The following is a 23,389-nucleotide window of genomic DNA, read 5'->3' on the forward strand; positions in this document are numbered from 1 at the left end:
CAATTGGGGGCATTGATGTGGATTTTATTATCACAATTATTCTATGGATTTTAATTATTTTATTCTTACTCAATGAAGTAATCATTCGTGTTGTTGGTGATGCTATTGTCAACATGAAAGCTAGCGAACATACACCATTTACTGTTGATGAAATCACTCAAGACAGTATTTCACTTAGCACTACTATCAATGTTGCCAATGAAGGTAAACAATGTGCTACAATCATGGACTGTTACGTTCGTCAACTTTTACCATATGAACAATTCGACGGTGTAAAAGTTGAAGCAAAAGCTGAATTAAAAGGCGTTCCTCGTGAAGATGATTATTTTGAAGCTGTATTAATTCAGAAAAAAGAAAGCATTGACATTGTTATTCGCGTTAAATTAATTGACCGCAAAAACAATGATATCAAACAAACACTTACTCATATGGTTGATTTACCACTTGATATCGTTTATCAGCATGCTGCACGTTACCCATGGAAAATCTCCAAAGAAACAATCGTGCTTACATCTGAAGAAATCGCTAAATTAGCAGATATCAAGCTTGCAGATTAATTTATAAGAACTTGCTAATATTTTAAATTTATAACTGTAAAAAAGGAAGGTAAATCATGTCTGAAGTTAAAATTATACCCATTCCGACTCGTATTCTAACAAAAAAAGATGATATTGTAGATACTATCGAAAAATATACAAAAGATAAAATTGGTCCTGATGATGTTATCACTGTAGCTGAAAGCGTTGTGGCTATCACTCAAGGATTATACATTCGTCCTGAAGACCTCAAAATCTCTCATATGGCTCAATTTTGTTGCCGTTTCATTCCAGATTATGGTAGTCTTGCAACTCCTCACGGCATGGAATCATTAATGATTAAAGAAGGTCATTTCCGTGTAGCTGCTGGCTTATTCATCGGCTTCTTAGCAAAATTAGTAGGTAAATCTGGTGTATTCTATCAAATCGCTGGCCGTCAAACAGCTCTTATTGATGATGTAACTGGCACAATGCCACCATTTGATAAATCTATCGTTTATGGCCCTGAAAACACAAAAGAAGTAGTTAATAATTTAAAATCTCGCCTTAACTGCTTTGGTGCTGTAATCGCTGATGTTAACGACTTAAAACGTTCTCGTATCGTAGATGTAACAGATGGCTGTAATGGTCAAATGGTTGCTAAATTACTTATCGATAATCCATTTGGTAACGCATCTCAAAAAACACCAATTGCTATAATTAAAAACTTTAAACAATACCAAGAACAAAATTCTTAATTCAATTATATATAGGCAAAATAAAAAGATGTTTTCAAAAGAAAACATCTTTTTTATTTATTGTCTATCAAAGTTTTTATAGTAATCTCTGAAAATTTTTCTTCAATTATATTTTGAAAATTAGTATAAAATTTTCTTATCGAACAATTATCAACAGCATCTCTACTGCAATAATTATCTTCTTCTAAACAACGATTTATATACATTGTTGGCTCCATCACTTTTACTATATCAAGTAAAGATATCTCTTCTGGCTTTCTCGCCAACAAAAAACCACCATATACACCCGAACGACGTTCTATCAACTCAGCAGCTACCAAGCTACGTGTTATTTTCAATACATATTTTTGAGGAATTTTCATCGTCATAGAGATATCTTTTGAAGATACTACTTCGCCATCTCTATTAGCTAATGCTAAAATAATTCTAATAGCATAGTCTGTTGTAATATTCAACTGCATCGCTTTCTATTTCTCCTTATATAACTCTATATAACTACTTCAAGTTAGTTTATCAGTAAAATATTTTATCTAAAAATTTAACTATAAATCAATATCTAAAAAGCTGTTTTTATTATATTTTAATTATATTTCAAGTCATTAAAAAAACTAATATAAAAAGACCCCACAAGAAGTGGAGCCTTTTCATATTTAAAATTAAAAGTAAAATTATTTAGCAGCAAAGAATTTTTTTGCAACTTCAGCATCGAGGTTGTAAAGTAAAACATCTTCGTCAGTTGGGTTAGCAATACCAAGTTCTTTAAGAGTTTTAACAGTACGTTTTTTGAAGAATTCTTCAGCAACAGCTGGGAAGAGAGCATAAGATAATACATCTTCTTCGCTAGCGTTAGGGAAGCCTTTAGCTGCAAGTTCTGCTTTGAATTTATCCATACCTGGTTCGAGAAGGTCTGCTGGACGGCAAGTAACCAAGTCTTCTTCTTTAATGCCGCATTTTTCAAGAACTTCTGGGTTAACAGGCTGTGGAGTACGACCGAATTCACCACGAGCAAGTTTTTTGAATTCGTCTGGAACCATTTTATAACGTTCGCCAGTCATAACGTTGAATGTAGCCATAGTACCTACAATCTGGCTAGAAGGAGTAACGAGTGGTGGGTAACCAAGGTCAGCACGAACGCGTGGCATTTCATCAAGAAGATCTTGATATTTATCAGCCATGCCCATTTCTTTTAACTGATTAACAAGGTTGGATAACATACCACCTGGAATCTGGAAGTCAAGAACGTTAGGGTTAACATCGAAGTAACCTTTTAAACCAAATTCGTCAATGATTTCTTTTTTAACACCGAGGAAGTGTTTAGCGATTGGAGTCATAGCCTGACGGTCAAGACCTGTATCATATTCAGTACCTTCAAGTGCAGCAACCATAGTTTCTGTACAAGGCTGAGAAGTATCCATAGCGAATGGAGAAAGTGCACAGTCAATTACATCTACACCAGCTTCGATAGCTTTCATGTAAGCCATGGAACCAAAACCGCTAGTATAGTGAGTGTGTAACTGAATAGGAAGTTTTGTGGATGCTTTTAATTCTTTAACGAGTTCATAAGCATCATATGGTTTTAATAAACCAGACATATCTTTAATGCAGATGGAATCAACGCCCATAGCATCAAGTTCTTTAGCTAATTTACCAAATTCAGCAATAGTGTGAGGACCGCCAACTGTGTAAACTAAGCAACCTTGAACTTCTACAGAATGTTCAACTTCAGCTTTAGCTTCTTTAGCAGCTTCTACAGCTGTTTTGAGGTTACGAGTATCATTGAGAGCATCAAAGATACGGAATACACCAATACCATGTTGAGCAGCTTTTTTAACGAAAGCACGAACAACATCATCTGGATATTGGTAGTAACCTAAAAGGTTCTGACCACGAAGCAACATCTGAATAGGAGTTTTAAGATGAGCTTTTAATGTGTCAAGACGTTCCCATGGATCTTCATCAAGGAAACGAAGGCAGCTATCAAATGTAGCTCCGCCCCAAGCTTCTAAAGATTTGTAGCCAATAGCATCGAGAGCTTCGAGCTGTGGAAGCATCTGGGAAAGACGCATACGTGTAGCAAGCAAGGACTGATGGCCATCGCGTAATACTGTTTCAGTAATTTTTACTTTTGCCATAATAAAATAAACACTCCTTCATATATATGCAATTGACAATTCACATATCTATGTGATTTTAAGACATAATGACACTACCTATATTAATTTATAACATAGGATTTAAATATCTATCTTAGAGGTTGTTGCCCCAACCTTTTATATTCATACGCTCTTAAATTAAGAGCATTATGTTATACCAAAGTCATACAACACATATAATATTAATTATATCTATTATATCATATTTTAAGTTTTTATAAAGTATTCTCACAAATAAATCTTTCATACTTATTACTTATGAAATACCCAAAAATTAACCTATGTACAATATAAAAAATAGAACATAACATTCTATTTACAGTATAGGTATTAATAAAACTATTGTCAATGACTTTATGTGATTTTTTTAACATATTTAATGTTATCATAAATTTTATTTATGATAATGAGATTTTATACAGCTTCTAATAAATAATTAATTACTTTTTTGCTTTTCTACTATATCTTTTAGCCACTTGGGCATATCTAATCCATAAATGCATACAAAACAATAAACGGTAATATATGTGTCAATCAAACTATCATGAGCTTTTCCTAAATTTGGACATCTATAATACTGCGCGCAAGATTTCAGGCTAGGCATATTATTATCATTGCTATAAACTCGTGAAAAAGATTTTTGTAAATCATAGATAATAGTATTTTTACCTACAAAAATTTTATCTTTTTTCATAAAGCGCAAATCATTTTCAATGCCATAGCCAATGACCATATCTGCATGTTTAAATAAATTTTTTATTGTTGCTTGATGAGCATTTATCGTAAAACAATCTTTTACCATTTCTGGTGTTATATGGTGTATAGCTTCTGTATCTTTCCACGATTTACATTTTCGTGGCTTTATATACTCATTGAATACCACACCTTTATATAAATCCACAATACTAAATTGCAAAATTTCATCATATCTAGTATTGCCACCAGTCATTTCTAAATCAAAAAATAATATAGAGGGATTTGTTTCTACTGATGCAATATATTCTTGTTTAAAAAACAAATTTTACACATCCTAAATCTCTAAAAATTATACTTTTACTATTCCTTCTTTTTATATAAGATTATTGCCAAAATTAAACCTATAGTCAAAATAACAGTTTCAAATACTACTATACCGCTCCAACCATAATTACTTAAAAAAGTACCACCAATTGTACCAAATGTACTAGCGCCAATATAGTAAAATAGCATATACATCGCAGAAACTTGCGCTTTATCATTTTGACAACTCTGCGGTGCCCACGCACAAGCATTTGAATGCACACCAAAAAAGCCATAAGTAAATATAGCAAGACCTATTATCTTCACGATTAAAGGCATAAATAAAGTCAATAAAATACCAACTAATTGAATAATAACAGAAATCACGATTATTATTCCATGACCATAATGGTCAGATAATGTTCCCATAACGGCTGAACTTACTGAACCTACTAAATAAAGCACAAAGATAAAACCAATTATAGTTTGGCTCAAATTATAAGGTTCTGCCATCAATACATAAGAAATAAAATTATACGTACATACAAAACAGCCCATTACACAAAAAGCTATTAAATATATCATAATTATTTTCTTATTTTGCAATAAACTCAAAAAATCTTTCCATTGTATTTTAATTTTACCATGTTCGATTTTTTTATTTAAAGATGGTGGCAAGAAAATCCACATCATGATTGCACTCAATAAATATAATATACCGGCAATCATCAAGCCCATTCTCCATGAAGCTACATCGGTTAAGGTACTGATTAAAATACGACCAACTAGACCGCCAAGAGGCGTTGCTGCTACATAAACACCAATAGCAGCACCGATTATTTTAGGATTGAATTCCTCATTTATATAAGCTACAGCTAAAGAAGGAAAACCTGCCAATAAAATTCCCTGTACAAAACGCAAAGCCAAAATCAATGCAAATTCTTCTGTAATTGACATCAACAATATCAATATAGAAGAAATCCCCAAAGCAATTACCATGACTTTTTTACGTTCCAAATGTTTGGAAATACTAGCTATCAACAACATTGAAAAAGCCATGCCGATTGTGCCAAAAGACATGGATAAGCTTGCTTGTGTCGGCGTCAAATTAAAATCTTGTGCCAAAATAGGTATAACTGGTTGCAAACAATACTCTGCCCCAAATGCTGCCAAACTACCAAAAAACATCATGATTAATGCACAGGTATATTCTCTAGTACCTTTATCTATTAATCTTGCCATCTTCAAGACCTCTTTTATTTATTTTTCATTAAATTAATTCACGGACAAACTTTATCAATCATGATATTCAACACTTCAATATCTGTTGATTTCATTCCTTCTCGACCAATATATCCTACCGCTCTAATAGTTTTTTCTAAATCATCTTTTATAATACCTTCATCAGCTTGAAATACATCATCATGCATACTCATTGTATGTGCTAAAAGTGCCGCATCTAAAGCTGAAGAAATTTTCGCTGCACAAGAAGGTTTTGCTCCATCACAGATAATACCACTTGTATTAGCTAAAGTATTAATGATAGTATTAGCAATCTGAGTGAAATTACCACCCAACATATAAGTGATAGCTGCACCACAAGCATAACCTGCACTTACTGCCCCACAAAAAGCAGATAATTTTCCTATATATTTCTTTTGATGAATAGCCAATAAATTACTTACAAGCAAAGCTCTATATAATTTTTCCTGAGAAATCTTATACTCATCTGCATACACTACTAAAGGAATTGCCACAGTCATTCCCTGATTGCCACTTCCTGAATTGATTACTACAGGTAATGAACAACCACTCATACGAGCATCAGAACCAGCTGCTGCCATAGCTCTTGCTCGAACAGGTAAACAATCGCCATATAAAGCTAATAAATTAAGCCCTACATTAGCACCAAAATTATTTTTTATACCTTCTCTCGCAATAGCCATATTACAATTTATCTGTCTTGATAATATATCTTGTACATCTTCTAAATTTACAGTATCAGCAAATTCAATAATATCTTTTACATTTAATAAAGCTCTATCCGCTTCGATTTTATCAGCTTGATTATCTATTTTTTTTACTTTATCATATAATACTTCATCATCTTTTACTATTCTTATGATATTAGTATGATAATCAGATACAATGACTTGAGCTTTATGTTCATCTGCTACTACTGTTATATCTATATATAGATTATCTGTATTTTCCACTAAATCGCAACTACAGATTTTAGCTTTTAATAACTGTCTTAATTTTACTCTATCTTCATCAGTTACAGACTCTAAAACTTCCAATTGCATATCAGCATTACCACCGATAATACCGAGTAATGCCGCAGTATCAATACCTTTTAAATCACCAGAATTAGGAACTGTTACACCTTTTACATTTTTAATAATATTACCACTGCATTTTACTATTATTTTTTGCGGAAAGGCTCCCAAAACTTCTCGAGCTTTAGCACCCGCATAAGCTATAGCAATAGGTTCAGTACATCCCAAAGCTGGCACTAATTCCTCTTTTAAAATATTTATATAATTATCGTATATTTTCTGCTCCATTGTATTACGCCAACCTTTCTAGTAAAATTTATATCCCATATAAAAAAAATATCGCAAAATAAACAAAAAGGCAATATATTACAAGAAATTTATAATATATCACCTCTTTGACAAATTCACATACTAATTTTTCTTTATTTCATTATATATATTTTCATCTAAATTACCTAATCTTTTATCAATAATCAAAGCATTCGTTACTGATCCAGATACATTCAACATAGTTCTAGCCATATCAATCAATGGGTCTATAGCCAAAATTGGACCAATCAAACTAAAAGAAGACGCCATGCCCACGCCAGATAAACCTACAGATGCTGCCATTGTCGCAGTTCCCGGAATACCTGCTATACCAAGTGAACCTAATGTTACTACGATTATCGTCATGACGATCATGCTAAAATCCATAACTGTTCCTGTCAAATGGCATACATAGACAATTAATAGTGAAGGAAAAATTCCTGCACAACCTTGCATACCTGCCGTTGTACCAAAACCAGCTACAAAACTTGCTGTCGCTTGATTTACGCCTAATTTTTGCGTCAAAGTTTCAATCGTAATAGGCAAGCACCCTACACTAGAACGAGAAGTAAAGGCTAAAATAAGCAGGGCTAATGATTTTTTCATGTATACAATAGGATTTATGCCATTTACACTCAATGCTATTAATTGAATAATAAACTGTGCAATAATCGCTAAATACAATACAAAAATAAAATGTACTACACTTAAAATACTATCTAAGCCTTTTTGCGCAATAGTATTAGCTAATAGTGCAATTACTGCCCATGGCATATAATCTAAAATCAAAAGCGCCATATTCATCAAAGCTTTATGCAAACCATTGACTAATTTACGCATAAATTCCTCAACTTTTGGCTCATCCGCTTTTATCCACCAAATAGCTCTACCTAAAAAAGCTCCAAAAATAACCATGCCAATGATATTATTTTTTACCATAGCATCAACTAAATTTCCTGGTATCACCCCTCTAAGTGTAGTCGCAACAGAAACAATCTCTTTCGCCTTTGCTTCTGTTGCCACATTTGTCAAAGCATCACCACCAACATTGAAGAAAATACCAAACGCTATACCTACTATAGAAGCTACAGCTACCATAGACATTGTAACTAAAATAGTTTTCTTCACTAAACGGCTCATTTTTTGCTCAGATTTCATATTCACAATGACATGAGCAATAGAAACTATTACAAGTGGTACTACTATCATTTTGATTAAATCAATATAACCATTGCCAAATAATTGTAACCAATTCGTTGTTTCTTTAATAAAAGTAATCTTCATTGGATCATTAGGAAAGCCTGCCATATACTGCATGAGTATACCTAAAATACAGCCAAGACCCATACCAATTAATACCACTAAAGAAAAATCCATTTTACGTTTGCGATAGAGATAATGAATAATACCAAAGAAAATACATAATAAAACCAAAAATCCTACCGTATATATATCACTTATCATCAAAAATGATTGCCAAAAATCGCCATTCATAACCATACCACCTTTCATACTATTTCTATATGATTTATTATAATAACATATAATATGGAAAATTGACAATAACTTTAAATATTCATTTTTTTATTTCTTTACGATATAATATAGATTATCTAATTTTATATAAAAGGGTGATATGATGTTATATTTTGACAGCGATTATTTAGAAGGAGCCCATTCCTCCATTTTAGAAAAACTTGTAACTACTAACTTTGAACAAACTCCTGGTTATGGCAATGATACATATTGCGAATCTGCTCGCGAAAAAATCCGTCAAGCTTGCAACTGTCCTGAAGCACAAGTTCATTTTCTCGTTGGCGGTACACAGACAAATGCTACTGTAATCGATGGTCTATTAAAATCATATGAAGGCGTCATTGGCGTAGATAGCGCTCATATAGAACTTCATGAAGCTGGTGCTATTGAATTTGGTGGACATAAAGTCATCACTTTACCACAAGAAGAAGGTAAACTCAAAGCTAGTGAAGTAGAAAAATATCTCACTAAATTTTATGGTGATGAAAGTTTTGAACATATGACTATTCCTGGAGCTGTATATATCTCCCACCCTACTGAATGGGGTACTTTATATACTAAACAAGAATTAGCCGATTTATCTGCTATCTGCCACAAATACAATCTACCATTATTTTTAGACGGTGCTAGACTCGGTTATGGTCTTGCTTCTTTAAACACTGATGTTACTATGCAAGATATAGCTAAATATTGTGATGTATTTTATATTGGTGGTACAAAAGTTGGTGCATTATTCGGCGAAGCAGTAGTAATCACAAAACCAAATTTAATACCTCATTTCTTCACTATCATCAAACAACATGGCGCATTACTTGCTAAAGGTAGACTACTCGGTATTCAATTTGATACATTATTTACTGATAATCTCTATCTAAAAATCGCTAAAAATGCCATTGAAAAAGCTGAACAATTAAAAGCTATCTTCAAAGAAAAAAATTATAAATTCTTCTTAGAAACAGATACTAATCAACAATTCATCATTTTAGAAGATACTAAATTAAAAGAACTCCGCCAAAAAATCAGCTGTAGCTTCTGGGAAAAATATGACGATACACATACAGTAGTGCGTTTTGCCACTAGCTGGGCAACACCACAATCATCTATTGATACATTAAAAGAAATTTTATAAAAATCTTCATAAAAAAGTAGTTTGATATTATATTTATCAAACTACTCTTTTTTTATTTTACATAACTTTCATTAAAAATTATTTGTGGATTAGCTGTATTTGCATCAAGTGTTATTTCTACATTCAAAGGCAAAAATCCATTTATCGCTCCATGACCTACTGGCATATCATAGACTACAGGAATATTGGCTTTATCCGCATATTGCTTGATTACCTGCATTACAGAATAATCAAATTGTGTCGGCTCTGTTGGTTCACATCTTCGCATATTACCAATGATTAATCCCTTCACTTGCTTTAACACTCCACTTTGCCATAATTGATGAAAACATCTATCTATTACATAGGAGTCCTCGCCGACTTCTTCAATGAATAAAATACAATTTTCACCATTTGGCTGATATTCACTGCCAGATAAGGAAGCTAATACAGATAGATTACCGCCAATGATTTTACCTTTAGCATAACCTTCTTTTAATACTTTCAAACTATGATTATTTGGCAAAACAAATTCATTATTCATACCCAAACTTTCATTTGCCAAACCCAATTTTAATTGATTATCTGTATAATTATAGCCATTGTCATTAATATCTATAACCATAGCCCCATGCACTGGCACTAAATCTGCTTTTTTTATCAATGCCATATGCAATGCCGTTATATCACTATAGCCAATCACCATTTTAGGGTGCTGTTTTATCATTTCATAATTCAATAAATCAAGTATTCGACCACTACCATAACCGCCACGAAGACAAAGTATCGCATCGACTTCATCATCAGCAAAAAAATTATTTAAATCATCAGCTCTCATTTGGTCGCTACCTGCTAAATATCCTGATTGCTGATATAAATTCGGTGATAATTTCACATTATAGCCCCAATTTTGCAATTTATTGATAGCGTCAGCTATATTCATATCTTCAATACCTGAAGCAGGTGCTACTATACCTATACAATCGCCTTGTTTTAGTGCATTTCCCTTCAAACTTTCAGCAAAAACAAATTCACTATGCAAACATAGACCGATGATAAAACATATACTCAAAAAATATTTAAAATAATTTTTCATCACTTCACCTCCAACCAACTATCAATCTTGCTCAACAATATGTTTACGCACCTTCATAGGTGTATCGCCAAAATGCTTTTTAAACAAAGTCCTAAATAATTTATAATTATTAAAACCATGTCTTGATAAAATCATAGACAAACTATCTTTTGTATTGATTAAATCTCGATAAACATAAGCTAATTTCACTTGATTTTGATACTCAATAAAAGTAACACCCATATGCTTTTTAAAAAATCTACAAAAATAATTCGTCTGAAAATGTACTAATTTTGCTATATCCTCTAAAGCTATATTTTGCTTATAATTCTCTTGCAAATATTTCAAAATTATATTCAATCTAGCTAAATCTTTTTTCCTTTGACCTACATTGACATTCATCATTTTCACACTAAAATGAGTCTTCAATTCAAATAACAACGAAAACAATAAACTATTAAACTTCAATAAAAATCCATCTTCCTTTGCGTCATAAACCCTTTTCATTTCCAATAATATAGATTTTACCTTATTTAAACATTCCTGTTTTCTTGGTGTATTTTTACTGTCATTGAGTACAAATATAATCTCTTGTATATCTGGTACAAACTGCTCTAAAAAATCTATAGGAATTTGCAACAAAATAATCGTATTTGTTTCCATCAATTTCATAGAATGAATAGCATTTGCATTGACTAAAACACAATCACCATCATGAAGCAAAAACGATTTATTTTCTATAGTCGCCAATCTCTCGCCCTTGATTAGATAAATAAACTCTATGGATTGATGCCAATGATTAGGTATATAATTACATTTTTCCACCAAAGTACAAAAACGCACCTTCGTTATCTCCGAAAAATCTATATGCTCATAGGCAATATTCTTATTCATATTCTCCATAATTACCTCTTATTATTTTATTTAGTACACTTATTTTAACATAAAAAGAGTTATCTACTAAATCTAGTAAATAACTCTTTAACAACTTATTAATATCAAGCAGATAGCAACTCTATATTGCTATTTTTATTTCTTTCACTCCAACGAATTACTTTTGTTTCATAATTAATAAAAGCTTCTTCAATTCCTTTACCTATAGAATTTTGATCATTTAAAATAACAATTAATTGACTATTATTTCCTCTAACTAATTTGGTATCATTCCACGCAAAAAGAATATTACTCATTGCTGTTTTATTAGGATTGTTAACAGCTTGACATAATCGTTCTGGTTTGGTTTTACTTCTCTGTATCAGAAAATCATAGTTATGTGAAAACCCTGATTTACCCATAAATTGAACATTATCTGTACAATAAATTTCTTTTTCCGCAAAAAATTCTTGCACATCATCTAAAAATAAAGATGAAACTCTTGTTTTAGATAACGAAAACATATCATCTATTCTAAGCATAGCCTGAATAAATAAATGCTTTTTTTGAGGAAAATTATTTATTGGTACTTTTGCTATTAATTCATCACCATCTAATTGAACACCATATTGATACAATATTCTTTGAAGTTGAATTTTACGATTTTTCGTCAACGTGATACCGTGCATTTTTAAATTATTAATAGTCATACTATCATCAGTAAATAAAATTTGATTATCTTCTTGTTTTACATAAAGTTGCAAATAATCATTTGCATTATCTAAATATGGAGTAGTAATCTCATAATACTCTCCTATTTTTTCAAAAGTAATTTCACTCTTTAACCAATCAGTATAATCATTTATTAATTTTTGAATATCCAAGATTACACCTCCCCATAATTATATTAACTCTACTTGATAAATTACATTAGGTTTTTCAATCACATTAAACTTTATCAAAAATGAAATTGTATTCTTTTCAAAATCCTCACTATTTATATCATCAGCAGGAAAAGCCCATTTTAATCCATATTTTTCACTATATATATGCCAATGATTTCCTGTTATTAATTCACCATCTGGATTAGGATGTCTATTTGATGGATTTATATGTAATTCTAACAATACAATCCCATTCTTCATAACACGAGCACCTATATTATATTTCAAACGATTTATTTTCCCTCTAAATATATTAATAACAAAAATATCTTCTTTTGTTTCTCCTTCAACATTAAATTCTATTGATTTTCCTGCTGAGGGAAATTGTACTTGTTCTACTAACGTATTTTTTAACATTTTCAATAATTTTTCTGCTTCTTCTTGAGTGATTTTTATAGAAGCCACATCTATTACCTTCTTTTATTATATAATAAAAATTTATTTTTCTCTAATATATAACCTATCATATCTAAAATAATTTTATTTTTAATTATAATTTTCATTATAACAGATAAATAAAAAAAGACTATCTCTTTTTTTGAGATAGTCTTTCTTAAATTATTTTTCAGCTAAAATCTCTTTTAATAGATTTTCAGCACTTTCTTCATCAGGGTTATTTGTGCCTAACTCACCACGAAAAGCTTTAGCTAGTATTGCTTTTTTCAGTAATTCTATTTTCTCTAATTGCTGTTCTAAATTTTTTATTTTATTATACTTAGCCAATAAATTATCTAAAATATTAACAATTTCCTGTTGTTCTTCAATAGTAGGCACTTTCATTTTATAATTTTCTAAAAAAGTTTTTGGTACACGTTGTTGACCTACAGCTCCTGTCATTTCTCCTTTGGCTTCATCCCTAAAAGTTTTTTGTCTTACAAAATAATGTAAATACTTGTTATTCAATTTATTTTCATCACATCTTAATACATAAAACTCAGTCGAACCAAAGCCTATATCATTTTCTAATTTATCTACTATTGCAGATTTTCCATTTTCCATACAAGGCGTTATTTTCGCAAAAAGTACATCACCTTCACAAAAATTTGTATATCCTTTTTTTACTTCGCCTAGCTTTCGCAATTCCTTTTTTACTATTTTCCCCCAAATATCCGATACACATGGCATAGGAATAAATGATACTATCATATCATCATCAAATTCTTTTGTATTAATCTTTTTAGGATTTATTTTACAAAAATCCATTAATATACCATTTTCCCAACTAGATAAATCAATATTATTTTCTTTTCTCCATTTTACTGTTAATTCACCAGTAAAAGCTTTATGCAGTATTGCCATTTTATTTTGTTCCCATTGAGCTAAAGTATTTTCTATTAATTCCTTTGCTCTATCCAATTTAGCAAATAAAGACTCTATTATATTTACTATTCTTTGCTGTTCATTTATTGGGGATAATGGTACTTCATATAATTGAACTAACTTAGGTTTTGCTCTTGTTAAAGAACCACCTACACCCGATACATTTTCACATAATCTATTTCTAAAATATTCTGATGTAAAATAATATCTTAAAAAACTTTTATTTAATATTTCATTTCTTATGACAATCCATTCTGATGAACATATTTGTCCAAAGTTCGTATGCTGATAAACTTGCCATACTCTATTTATTCTAGGATTTATTTTACATAATAAAATATCATTTTTTTTAACAATATATTTATTAGATCCTATATCCTTACCTATTAATATTTCTGGATATTTATTATCAAAACTTGGTACACTATACAACTCAAACATTTTTTCCATAGCATTTTTAGGATTTAATGTTTCTGATTTATATTTATTTATACTTTCTAATCTTACCCAACACCAATTATTTGGTATTTTATATGGTTGTTCTTCTTTTGGTACTAAGGCATTTTGCAATTTTTCTTCTATGGTTAACTCTATTTGTTTTTTCTTTGCCATTTTAAGCCTCACCATTTTCTAAGGATTTTAATTCATTTACAACTTCACTAAGCAAGGCTTGTGCTTCGGATAAGTCTGCAATCATTTCTTCTGTGCAATCAATAGGATTTGGCAAGTCTTCATAATCTAAGATACTATCATCTTTTATCAAGCCTAAATCAAGGCTATTGCCTTTTTCGGCAATTTGTTCTCTTGTAAATACAGAAAATCTTTCATCTTGTATTTTATGTCTATCTTCTGCTGTATAAGCTTTGATAAAATCGGCAAAATCACTTTTTTTGAGTGGATTTGTTTTACCAAAAGAAGGCATATTCGTTCTTAAATCATAGAACCACACTTCTTTTGTATTATCTTTATCAGTTTTGCCACGTGTGAAAAATAATACATTCGTTTTTACACCTTGAGCATAGAAAATCCCTGTAGGTAATCGCAAAATTGTATGCAGATTGCATTTATCCATTAAATCAGCACGGATTTTTTCGCCATCACCGTCAGCAAATAATACATTATCTGGAAGTACAACACCTGCTCTAGCTTTGCCATTGGCTTTTAAACTACGATAAATATGTTGCAAGAAATTCAACTGTTTATTACTCGTAGGATAAGTGAAGTCATCACGTGTTGCACGTTCACCACCTTTTTTCGTACCAAAAGGAGGATTGGCAAGCACTACATCAAAATCTTTTAATGCTTTTCCTTGATTGGATAATGTATCAGCAAGCATGATATCGCCATCAATATCGTGAAGCATTGCATTCATCAAAGCTAATCTATGTGTATCATGTACTAATTCGCAACCTGTAAAAGCTTCTTTGTATTGAAAATCACTTTGTTCTTCATCTAAATCATCATAATCATCAGTTTGAGATTTTACATAATTATTTGCAGAAATCATAAAGCCAAAAGTTCCGCAAGCTGGATCATTACAACGTTCGCCTGCCTGTGGTGCTACAAGCTCTACAATCACATCAATAAGTACACGAGGGGTAAAATATTGCCCTGCTCCAGATTTTTTCTCATTGGCATTTTTTTCGAGCAAACCTTCATAAAGATTGCCTAAGCCTTCTTCTTTAGCACTGTACCAATCAAGTTCATCTATAGTTTTAATTATTTTTTCTAAATTCTTTGGTTCTTCAATGTTGGTCGCTGAACCTTGATAAATCTCTCTAATTCTGCCTGTAGTATTAGTGCCTAATTTATCTAATAATTCTTTATAGAAATTTTTTAATTCAATACCGCTTTTATTTACTAAATTATCCCAGCGATATACTTCAGGAATATTTGCTTCTACACCTGTTTCTTTTGCCATTTTCAAAAATAAAATATAGGTGAGTTCTGTTACATATTGATGATAAGTTATACCGTCATCTCTTAGTACATTACATAAATTCCAAAGTTTTGCTACTATCTCTTGTGTGTTCAAGCTATTTTTCCTCCATCTTCATATAAATATTGGTTTAATTCTACTATAATTTCTGCTAAATGTCCGCCAAATTTTTTATCAATAGTTTTAAAACCACCTTTTTTTACAAATCTTGTATCTGTATCAAAGGTTTCTTTATTAATTACAGACTCATGCAATAAATATTTCTCTATGCTTTTCAAGAAAGTTTCTTCACTTACAGAAAAATAATGATTTGCTTTCAATTTTTCCATAGCCTTTTTTATACGTTCTTCATGACTAATTCTAGCACTGCCAAGCATACATTGACGAATTATGCTGATGATATCTGCTGTTATCTCTTGATTAGTCATTTGATTTAAAGCTGTATTTAAATGTGTTTGACTAAAACCTTTACTATCTAGTTTTAAGCATAATCTTTTTAAATCTTCACGTTTTAAATCGCTAGGTTTTGTACAGATTAATTTCAAAGCCATTATTTCATTCATATTATCTTTTAAATATTGAGTGAAGCTTTCTATATAATCTTGTGGTTTTTGCGTATTTCCATAATCTCTAGTATGAGATACTACTTCATCTTCACCCTCATAAATAATGCGAGTCTTGCCATGACAAGCATCTTTTTCTTGTAAAAAAGTAAAATAGCTTTCATGCTCTTGTATATAAGAGCTAATTTTTTCTACTGGCAAAGCTCTCAATTCGTCAATAAAATCAGTTGTTGATTTACCTGTCATTGTTTTGAAATCTTTTTTCTTTTTATCGCTCATAGATTGCTGTTTACGATTTAATTTACCGACTAATTGCTCTAATTGATTTTGTTTATACTTCAGTTCATCTGCTGTATATATGCCATTATCTTCTTTTATTTTATTGATGATATCTCCTATGCTGATATTAGGATTTACTACGACAGGTTTCATAGTATTTACACTGTCTAAAGCTTCATATACACCTACAGGATCATAAATCTCAAAACAAGTCTTATCAATTTGCGGACATAGACGAGTTGCCCTGCCTAACATCTGTTCAAATAAAATACGAGATTTCACTCTACGTAAAAATACTAGAGTATCTATCTTCGGCACATCAACACCTGTAGTCAATAAATCTACAGTAACAACAATGGAAGGATCTTTTTCATTTTTAAAACGACGTATATATTCTAAAATACGGTCTTTATTTCCTTGACCTGCACTAGCAGTGATTTTGATAATTGTATCACTAGGAATATTATAATCAGGGCAAATTTCTTTTAAGATTTTTACGATTAAATCTGCATGATTATCGTCAACAGCGAAAATTAATATTTTTCCCTGCTTATCTTCATCTTTTTGATTATTTTTTCGACTGATACTCTCTATGATTTCGATTAAGACTTTGCGGTTAAAATCTTCGGTGATTACTTCACGATTAAATTTATCCACTTCGATATGAACTTCATCTTCTAAGCAAGCTACATTTGTTACCTCTTTTGTAGCTGTATCATAAAGTAACATATTATCGCCTTTATGATAGACTATACCTTCATTGTATAATCTTGTACGAATATTGTGCGGTACATCATGGTCTACTAGAAATCTATCATTAACAGCTTCACGATAAGAATAAGTAAATACTGGTTCGCCGAAAATTTCTGTAGTATGCAGTGCTGGTGTAGCTGTAAGCCCTATTTTGACAGCATCAAAATATTCAATGACATAGCGATATTTACTGATATAATCCTGTTGATTATTATACAAAAGTTCTTCTTCGCTCATTTGTCTATCCAAGATATAACCTCTATGAGCTTCGTCTACAATGATTAAATCAAAATCGCTAACAGACGGCATTTTATTATATTTTTCACCATCTTCATCATTTTGATACAACAATCTTTTAACCATACTTTGTACAGTTGCTATCTGTATTTTAGTTTCTCTATCTATCTGTTTATTATTTAACCCTTTTATATTATAGATTTCATCTAAAGTCATCAATTCTTCAAGCTTTACTTCACGAAAAGTTTCATAAGCTTGCTCGCCTAGACTTGTTCTATCCACTAAAAATAATATGCGATGAAATCTCTTTGTTTTTAAAAATAGATATATCATGCCTAAAATAGTGCGAGTCTTTCCTGTACCTGTAGCCATAGCTAATAAAATATTTTTCTTGCCTGCTACTATAGCATCAACAGTTGCTTTTATCGCATTTACTTGGTAATATCTCAAATTCAAACCTTGCTTATCTACTAAAAAGCCTTGATTATAATTTGTTAATTCACTATTTACTTTTTCTATGTCTAATTGCAATAATTCTTGCAATCCTTCTGGAGATTTAAAACCTCTCAAAGCCACAGGATAATTTAAACTACTGCGTAAATCTCTAAACCAAATACCCGAAGCTGTTTCTATCTGTTTTAAATACGGTCTACCATTTGTCGCAAATACAAAAGGAACTTTATAATCACCATATTGACCAATTAAATATTTTTCATCAATTATAATTTGACTAGCATATTCTTTAGCTTGATAATCCATTACAGATAAAATATCTTTATCTATACTTTTAGCTTCTACTACTGCTACAAGTTTCAAACCAATAAATAACGCATAATCTACATGACCTGTAGTTTTTTTATCTGTCATTGTAGGCCATTCAGCTATTGCCATATTTACATTTTTCTGTGGTCTTGAGCCTTTACTATAGCGAATATTTCTTGTATCTACTTGCCACCCAGCTTCTCTTAGTTGTGCATCAATGATATATCTTGTCTGTTCTTCTGTTAATTTTAATCTATCTGTTGCTGATTTTATTAAATTCAAACGTTTATCTCTTTTAATAACTTTTGCTTTAGAAGCTGTTTGCAATGCAGATTGTGTTAATTGCTGTAATTCGTTTTCTTCAATATTTGTATAATAAATATCTTCTTTTTTAGGCAAAACAAATGGTTTATGTTCATATTTATAATCTCCATAAGTTTGCATAAACCACTCACTAAGCACATAGGCAAATTCTAATAAAAGAGCACAAGGCTTTTCATAATTTTCATGAACAGCTTTATTTCTTGCTTTACGCAAAGCATGTAAAATATTTTTAAGTTGTTCATCAATATAACCTTCACGAATTAAAATATTTATACGATTTACTGCTTTATCTTCTGTCGGTTTTTTTATATTATCATATTCAAAAATTAAATTTACAACAGTTTCCCCTATCATACCTAATTTAATTAGACAAGAATTAGGATCTGTATATAAATATTTTTCTGCTAAATCACCTAAATTTGCTAATACTGGAAATTTTTCTTTTAAAAAATCAAAATTACTCATAATCTATCACCATAAATTATTTTTTATACTTATAATATTTATTATAATATTAAATTCTATCTTTTTACGCAAATAATACACTTATTTTTACATATTAAAAAATTTTTTGAAAATAGCTATATTTAGCAACAATTTTAAGATATAAACTTTCTTCAAATTCATTGACTCTTGATTATAAAGCGTTATAATAATAACCGAAATAAATTTTCACGAAAAAAATTATACAACATTTTATATATATTTTTTAAAATCAGGAGGAATTTCATTATGAAAACTGTTCTTATTATTCGTGCTTTATTAGTAGCTATTGCAAGTTTCATTCTTTCCCTTTATATAAATAATCCAACAATTACTGCTTTAACTTTAGGCATTATTTATTTAGGCTTCTTAGCAAATCTCATCACTTATAGACTTATCACTAAAAGAGATGACGAAGAAGAAGCTTCTTATCACAGCGCACATAGTTTACAATAATATTAATAATATATTGTAGGCTATTATTATACCTCTGACATAAATACACTTATGTCTTCAAATCAAAACCTATATATTAATTTTAATTTGTTTTTTGTGTATAATTTTAATGGAGTTTATTATTGATTTAACTATCTTTAATAAGCTCTTTTTTTATTTCTCTATTTATTTTATTAATTTAATTCTTTAAAGCCAATCTATTGTTAGCCGATTATTGACATAGTATAATCTAAAAATATGAAAATTTATTTATTCTATTTTTAGGAGCGTTACTTTTATGACATTAAAACAATGGATTCAAATTTTTCCCATTTTGTCAGGCATAATGTGGGGTTCAGCTGGCATATTTGTTCGAAAACTAAGTGAATTAGGATTAAATAGCGTCTCTATAGTGGAAACTCGCATTGTTGTTGCTATTATTATTATCATTGCCGGTTTATTATATTTGGATAAATCTCTATTAAAAATAAAATTAAAAGATTTATGGATTTTCCTTTGTGCGGGCATTTTCAGTATGTTAGGTCTAAATCTTTGTTACAATTTTGCTATCAATGAATTAACTCTATCTTTATCCGCTGTTTTATTGAGCCTTGCCCCTATATTTGTACTTATTTTAGCTGATATTCTATTTAAAGAAAAACTCACTTCACAAAAAACTATCTGTGCAATCTTGGCTTTAATCGGCTGTATTTTTTCCAGCGGAGTCCTAGAAGAAGCCGGTGCTATGAAATGGACTACTATCGGAATTATCATTGGCACTTTAGGTGCATTTTTTTATGGCACTTATAGCATTTTTTCAAAAATCGCCATGCTCAAAGGTTATCATTCTTTTACCGTTACAGTTTATAGCTTAATGGCTGTTGGCATAGCTTTATTGCCTTTTACGGATTGGTTAAAAGTTTGGGAAATCATTCAAATTGACCCAGCGCCTATGAGCGGATTTTTATTATTACATTCTTTGCTTACTTCTGTATTGCCATATATTTGCTTTACTGTAGCTTTAAATTATGTCGAAGCTGGCAAAGTTGCCATTTTAGCCTCTGGTGAACCTATAGCTGCTATGCTCTTTGGTATCTTCTTTTATCAAGAAATACCTACTATCTTATCTTTAATCGGTCTATTCACTGTTTTATTTGCCCTAGGATTATTGACCATTCCTTTTACAAAACTAAAAAAAATCTTTAATTAAATAAAACTAATCTACAGATATATTTTTCTTATGAAATCTATATCTGTTTTTTTATTTGACAAATATCTCATCTTTCTTTAAAATGTTAACTAAAATTATAGAAAGGTTGACAATATGAGATATAAAACTTCTACACTTTGTGAAATTGCTATTTTAGTTGCCATGATTTCTATATTAGGCTCAATCAAAATTCCTAATATCATTCCTGGCATTGAATTCCAATTATCAGCTCCACTAGCTGTAGCTATTTGTAGTGTCTTTGGTTTTAAAAAATATATCATCAGTGGCATTTTATCTAGTGTAATCTGTTTAGCTTTAGGTACACAAAATATATTAAATGTAGCTATTGCCATGCAATTTCGTCTAATCGTTGGTCTACTTTTATATTTAGCTCAAAACCATCTTTATATGATAATTTTCGCTGGCCCTATCGCTTCACTCATCGCTAGATTTAGTCTATTTTTCTTTTTAGGCAATCTAGGAGCTTTGACATTTTCCATGATTTTATTTACTATTCCTGGACTTATCTTCACTGCTATAGCTTCCCCTATTTTAGTAAATATCTTAAAGAAAATAATTCATAAAAGGAGATAATATTTATGCTCTATAGTATTCGTATGCGTTCAGCTCAAGGTGGAGCCCATGAACATGGTGGTCATCATATTTCCGGTGCTGAACGTTTGATTACAACACAAGATTTGACTACAATCACAGAAAAATTAATTCAACGAGCTTTAACTCATGAAAAAGGCAGAGCAGATTTTATCCGCCTTACTATTGAAGAAGTCAAACCCAAAGATATCATAACTATTCCCATGCTTAAGATGGAAACGTATACAGCTATTGATGTAAATGATGGACATAAAAATGCTTGTGAATTTCTAGCAAATGCAGGAATTTCCAAAATAGCCATAGATAATGCTATGTCATCTTTATTATCACTACAAGAAAATATGATGCGTGGTGCTATTTTAATTGATGCCACTACTGGAAAACGCTTGGATAATACAGGCATGAGAGGAATTCGCGTCAGTCGCATGGATTTTAAAGATACATTACAAGCAAAAAAACATTTTGATGAATTAGGCTATACAGACAATCATGTACAAGAAGCTCTCGTTTTAGCTAGTAAAGTTTTATCCGCACCAAATGTCGTAGGAGAATTATGTTGGTCTGATGATCCTAATTATATTATCGGTTATGTATCTGCCAATAATATTTATCACCGCATTACTAAAATGAAACCACTACATAGCAGTCAAGGTGGTCGAGTATTTTTTGTAAAAACACCTGTAGATATCACAGCTTTGCAAAATTATCTTGAAAGACAACCCGTACTTGTAGATATTAATTTATAAATTGAAATGGAGTTTATCATGCAAGATAATTTAAATAAATATTTAACTGAAATAGAATTTTTACATCAACAGCAATTATATCGAAAACCTATAACTTATATTCCCATTTCTGCCACTAAAGTTCTAAAAGATAATGAAGAATTTTTGATGATGGCTTCTAATAATTATTTAGGGCTTACACATCACCCACAAGTGAAAAAAGCTGCTATTGATACTATCGAAAAATACGGTACAGGATCTGGTGGCTCACGCTTAATATCTGGCTCTCATATTTTATTTGCCAAATTAGAACAAGCACTTGCTGAGTTTAAATCTACAGAAAAAGCATTGGTCTTTAATACTGGCTATATGGCTAATGTTGGCACTATCAATGCATTGACTAATAATAATGATTACATCATCAGCGACGAATTAAATCACGCAAGTATAATTGATGGCTGTCGACTCAGCAAAGCTAAAACTTTAATTTATCGTCATAAAAATATGGCAGATTTAGAAAATATATTAAAAAATTTGCCATATTCTCATACGAAATTAATCGTTACTGATAGCGTATTTAGTATGGACGGCGATATCGCTCCTTTAGATGAAATAGCTTATTTAGCACATAAATACAATGCTTTAACTATGGTTGATGATGCTCATGCTACAGGAGTTTTGGGCAAAGGTCATGGCAGTGTAGAACATTTTCACCTACAAGGAAAAATTGATATTCAGTTAGGCACTTTAAGCAAAGCCCTCTCTTCTGAAGGTGGCTTTGTCGCTGGCAAAAAAATTCTTATTGAATATCTCATCAATAAGGCTCGCAGTTACATTTTTTCTACAGCATTGACACCAGCAGATATAGCAAGTAGCCTTGAAGCATTATCCCTAATCGCTAACGATAATAGATTAGTAGATAAATTATACGATAATATTTCCTATGTACAAGATTTATTCCGACAAAATAATATAGATATAAACTTAACGACTCCTATCGTGCCTATTATTGTGCATAGCAATGAAAAAGCTCTGCAAATAGCTCAAAAACTCTATGAAAAACATATTATTTTATCTGCTATCCGTCCACCGACAGTCCCACAAAATCAAAGTCGATTGCGTCTTGCTATATCAGCTAGTCATACACAAGAAGATTTAAATTTTGTTATCACTGAATTAATTAAATTACTTTAATATA

General features: G+C 30.8%; 21 protein-coding genes. 8 read left to right on the forward strand and 13 right to left on the reverse strand.

Annotated features, from left to right (window positions below; genetic code table 11):
- Positions 1 to 17: 17 nt before the first annotated feature.
- Positions 18 to 557 (forward strand): hypothetical protein, encoded by a 540-nt coding sequence (locus AC5LAX_RS02970; RefSeq protein WP_008537341.1) that lies wholly within the window; start codon positions 18 to 20, stop codon positions 555 to 557.
- 56 nt (positions 558 to 613) lie between these two features.
- Positions 614 to 1,273 carry a coenzyme F420-0:L-glutamate ligase gene (locus AC5LAX_RS02975; RefSeq protein WP_008537340.1) on the forward strand — a complete coding sequence of 220 codons (660 nt, stop codon included), beginning with the start codon at positions 614 to 616 and terminating at the stop codon, positions 1,271 to 1,273.
- A gap of 53 nt (positions 1,274 to 1,326) precedes the next feature.
- On the opposite strand, the gene AC5LAX_RS02980 is transcribed toward AC5LAX_RS02975, so the two are convergent.
- From AC5LAX_RS02980 to AC5LAX_RS03005, 6 genes are all read right to left on the reverse strand, one after another.
- The gene (locus AC5LAX_RS02980) at positions 1,327 to 1,734 is read right to left on the reverse strand and encodes an RrF2 family transcriptional regulator (RefSeq protein ID WP_204921466.1); all 408 of its coding nucleotides are present in this window, start codon (positions 1,732 to 1,734) and stop codon (positions 1,327 to 1,329) included.
- A gap of 207 nt (positions 1,735 to 1,941) precedes the next feature.
- Positions 1,942 to 3,405 (reverse strand): pyruvate carboxylase subunit B, encoded by a 1,464-nt coding sequence (locus AC5LAX_RS02985; RefSeq protein ID WP_018998707.1) that lies wholly within the window; start codon positions 3,403 to 3,405, stop codon positions 1,942 to 1,944.
- Positions 3,406 to 3,862: 457 nt separating this feature from the next.
- A complete protein-coding gene (locus AC5LAX_RS02990; protein ID WP_008537336.1) occupies positions 3,863 to 4,444 on the reverse strand; it encodes a 3'-5' exonuclease family protein in 582 nt (193 codons plus the stop codon).
- A gap of 38 nt (positions 4,445 to 4,482) precedes the next feature.
- A complete protein-coding gene (locus AC5LAX_RS02995; protein WP_075555340.1) occupies positions 4,483 to 5,667 on the reverse strand; it encodes an MFS transporter in 1,185 nt (394 codons plus the stop codon).
- A 38-nt stretch (positions 5,668 to 5,705) separates the two neighbouring features.
- Positions 5,706 to 6,992 (reverse strand): L-cysteine desulfidase family protein, encoded by a 1,287-nt coding sequence (locus AC5LAX_RS03000; protein ID WP_288909325.1) that lies wholly within the window; start codon positions 6,990 to 6,992, stop codon positions 5,706 to 5,708.
- Between the two features lie 123 nt (positions 6,993 to 7,115).
- Positions 7,116 to 8,507: a cation:dicarboxylate symporter family transporter gene (locus AC5LAX_RS03005; RefSeq protein ID WP_288909326.1), complete on the reverse strand. Its 1,392-nt coding sequence runs from the start codon at positions 8,505 to 8,507 to the stop codon at positions 7,116 to 7,118.
- 145 nt (positions 8,508 to 8,652) lie between these two features.
- Between AC5LAX_RS03005 and AC5LAX_RS03010 the strand changes: the two genes are divergently transcribed.
- Entirely contained in the window at positions 8,653 to 9,678 is a 1,026-nt protein-coding gene (locus tag AC5LAX_RS03010) for a threonine aldolase family protein (RefSeq protein WP_039881294.1), read from the forward strand.
- Between the two features lie 52 nt (positions 9,679 to 9,730).
- Here AC5LAX_RS03010 and AC5LAX_RS03015 read toward each other — a convergent pair whose 3' ends face one another.
- The 7 genes from AC5LAX_RS03015 to hsdR all read right to left on the reverse strand — a co-directional run bounded on the left by AC5LAX_RS03015 (position 9,731) and on the right by hsdR (position 19,191).
- Positions 9,731 to 10,753 carry a S66 peptidase family protein gene (locus AC5LAX_RS03015; protein ID WP_288909327.1) on the reverse strand — a complete coding sequence of 341 codons (1,023 nt, stop codon included), beginning with the start codon at positions 10,751 to 10,753 and terminating at the stop codon, positions 9,731 to 9,733.
- Between the two features lie 21 nt (positions 10,754 to 10,774).
- The gene (locus AC5LAX_RS03020) at positions 10,775 to 11,635 is read right to left on the reverse strand and encodes an AraC family transcriptional regulator (protein ID WP_008537330.1); all 861 of its coding nucleotides are present in this window, start codon (positions 11,633 to 11,635) and stop codon (positions 10,775 to 10,777) included.
- A gap of 95 nt (positions 11,636 to 11,730) precedes the next feature.
- A complete protein-coding gene (locus AC5LAX_RS03025) occupies positions 11,731 to 12,489 on the reverse strand; it encodes a DUF1829 domain-containing protein (protein ID WP_288909328.1) in 759 nt (252 codons plus the stop codon).
- A gap of 18 nt (positions 12,490 to 12,507) precedes the next feature.
- The gene (locus AC5LAX_RS03030) at positions 12,508 to 12,954 is read right to left on the reverse strand and encodes a DUF6978 family protein (RefSeq protein WP_288909330.1); all 447 of its coding nucleotides are present in this window, start codon (positions 12,952 to 12,954) and stop codon (positions 12,508 to 12,510) included.
- Positions 12,955 to 13,107: 153 nt separating this feature from the next.
- Entirely contained in the window at positions 13,108 to 14,481 is a 1,374-nt protein-coding gene (locus AC5LAX_RS03035) for a restriction endonuclease subunit S (RefSeq protein WP_288909331.1), read from the reverse strand.
- A 1-nt stretch (position 14,482) separates the two neighbouring features.
- Positions 14,483 to 15,904: a class I SAM-dependent DNA methyltransferase gene (locus tag AC5LAX_RS03040; RefSeq protein WP_288909332.1), complete on the reverse strand. Its 1,422-nt coding sequence runs from the start codon at positions 15,902 to 15,904 to the stop codon at positions 14,483 to 14,485.
- Positions 15,901 to 19,191, reverse strand: coding sequence for a type I restriction-modification system endonuclease (gene hsdR, locus AC5LAX_RS03045; RefSeq protein WP_288909333.1), 3,291 nt, complete (start codon positions 19,189 to 19,191; stop codon positions 15,901 to 15,903). Before hsdR ends, AC5LAX_RS03040 begins: the two co-directional genes overlap by 4 nt.
- 267 nt (positions 19,192 to 19,458) lie before the next feature.
- Between hsdR and AC5LAX_RS03050 the strand changes: the two genes are divergently transcribed.
- From AC5LAX_RS03050 to bioF, 5 genes are all read left to right on the forward strand, one after another.
- Complete coding sequence (locus AC5LAX_RS03050; RefSeq protein WP_018998695.1) at positions 19,459 to 19,665, forward strand: hypothetical protein; 207 nt, start codon at positions 19,459 to 19,461, stop codon at positions 19,663 to 19,665.
- A 277-nt stretch (positions 19,666 to 19,942) separates the two neighbouring features.
- On the forward strand, positions 19,943 to 20,854 hold the full coding sequence (locus AC5LAX_RS03055) for a DMT family transporter (RefSeq protein WP_288909334.1): 912 nt from the start codon (positions 19,943 to 19,945) through the stop codon (positions 20,852 to 20,854).
- Between the two features lie 114 nt (positions 20,855 to 20,968).
- Complete coding sequence (locus tag AC5LAX_RS03060; protein WP_008537322.1) at positions 20,969 to 21,448, forward strand: hypothetical protein; 480 nt, start codon at positions 20,969 to 20,971, stop codon at positions 21,446 to 21,448.
- Between the two features lie 5 nt (positions 21,449 to 21,453).
- Positions 21,454 to 22,212, forward strand: coding sequence for a 6-carboxyhexanoate--CoA ligase (locus tag AC5LAX_RS03065; RefSeq protein WP_288909335.1), 759 nt, complete (start codon positions 21,454 to 21,456; stop codon positions 22,210 to 22,212).
- Positions 22,213 to 22,230: 18 nt separating this feature from the next.
- Positions 22,231 to 23,385, forward strand: a complete 1,155-nt coding sequence (gene bioF / locus AC5LAX_RS03070) for an 8-amino-7-oxononanoate synthase (protein WP_288909336.1) — start codon at positions 22,231 to 22,233, stop codon at positions 23,383 to 23,385.
- The last annotated feature ends 4 nt before the right edge of the window (positions 23,386 to 23,389 follow it).

Source organism: Megamonas sp., assembly GCF_986095205.1.

What these genes read in the sequence shown, in the direction of transcription:
- AC5LAX_RS02975 (WP_008537340.1), top strand. Translation starts at nt 614, where the DNA reads ATGTCTGAAGTTAAAATTATACCCATTCCGACTCGTATTCTAACAAAA.
- AC5LAX_RS02980 (WP_204921466.1), bottom strand. Translation starts at nt 1,734, where the DNA reads ATGCAGTTGAATATTACAACAGACTATGCTATTAGAATTATTTTAGCA.
- AC5LAX_RS02985 (WP_018998707.1), bottom strand. Translation starts at nt 3,405, where the DNA reads ATGGCAAAAGTAAAAATTACTGAAACAGTATTACGCGATGGCCATCAG.
- AC5LAX_RS02995 (WP_075555340.1), bottom strand. Translation starts at nt 5,667, where the DNA reads ATGGCAAGATTAATAGATAAAGGTACTAGAGAATATACCTGTGCATTA.
- AC5LAX_RS03000 (WP_288909325.1), bottom strand. Translation starts at nt 6,992, where the DNA reads ATGGAGCAGAAAATATACGATAATTATATAAATATTTTAAAAGAGGAA.
- AC5LAX_RS03005 (WP_288909326.1), bottom strand. Translation starts at nt 8,507, where the DNA reads ATGAATGGCGATTTTTGGCAATCATTTTTGATGATAAGTGATATATAT.
- AC5LAX_RS03010 (WP_039881294.1), top strand. Translation starts at nt 8,653, where the DNA reads ATGTTATATTTTGACAGCGATTATTTAGAAGGAGCCCATTCCTCCATT.
- AC5LAX_RS03015 (WP_288909327.1), bottom strand. Translation starts at nt 10,753, where the DNA reads ATGAAAAATTATTTTAAATATTTTTTGAGTATATGTTTTATCATCGGT.
- AC5LAX_RS03020 (WP_008537330.1), bottom strand. Translation starts at nt 11,635, where the DNA reads ATGGAGAATATGAATAAGAATATTGCCTATGAGCATATAGATTTTTCG.
- AC5LAX_RS03035 (WP_288909331.1), bottom strand. Translation starts at nt 14,481, where the DNA reads ATGGCAAAGAAAAAACAAATAGAGTTAACCATAGAAGAAAAATTGCAA.
- hsdR (WP_288909333.1), bottom strand. Translation starts at nt 19,191, where the DNA reads ATGAGTAATTTTGATTTTTTAAAAGAAAAATTTCCAGTATTAGCAAAT.
- AC5LAX_RS03050 (WP_018998695.1), top strand. Translation starts at nt 19,459, where the DNA reads ATGAAAACTGTTCTTATTATTCGTGCTTTATTAGTAGCTATTGCAAGT.
- AC5LAX_RS03055 (WP_288909334.1), top strand. Translation starts at nt 19,943, where the DNA reads ATGACATTAAAACAATGGATTCAAATTTTTCCCATTTTGTCAGGCATA.
- AC5LAX_RS03060 (WP_008537322.1), top strand. Translation starts at nt 20,969, where the DNA reads ATGAGATATAAAACTTCTACACTTTGTGAAATTGCTATTTTAGTTGCC.
- AC5LAX_RS03065 (WP_288909335.1), top strand. Translation starts at nt 21,454, where the DNA reads ATGCTCTATAGTATTCGTATGCGTTCAGCTCAAGGTGGAGCCCATGAA.
- bioF (WP_288909336.1), top strand. Translation starts at nt 22,231, where the DNA reads ATGCAAGATAATTTAAATAAATATTTAACTGAAATAGAATTTTTACAT.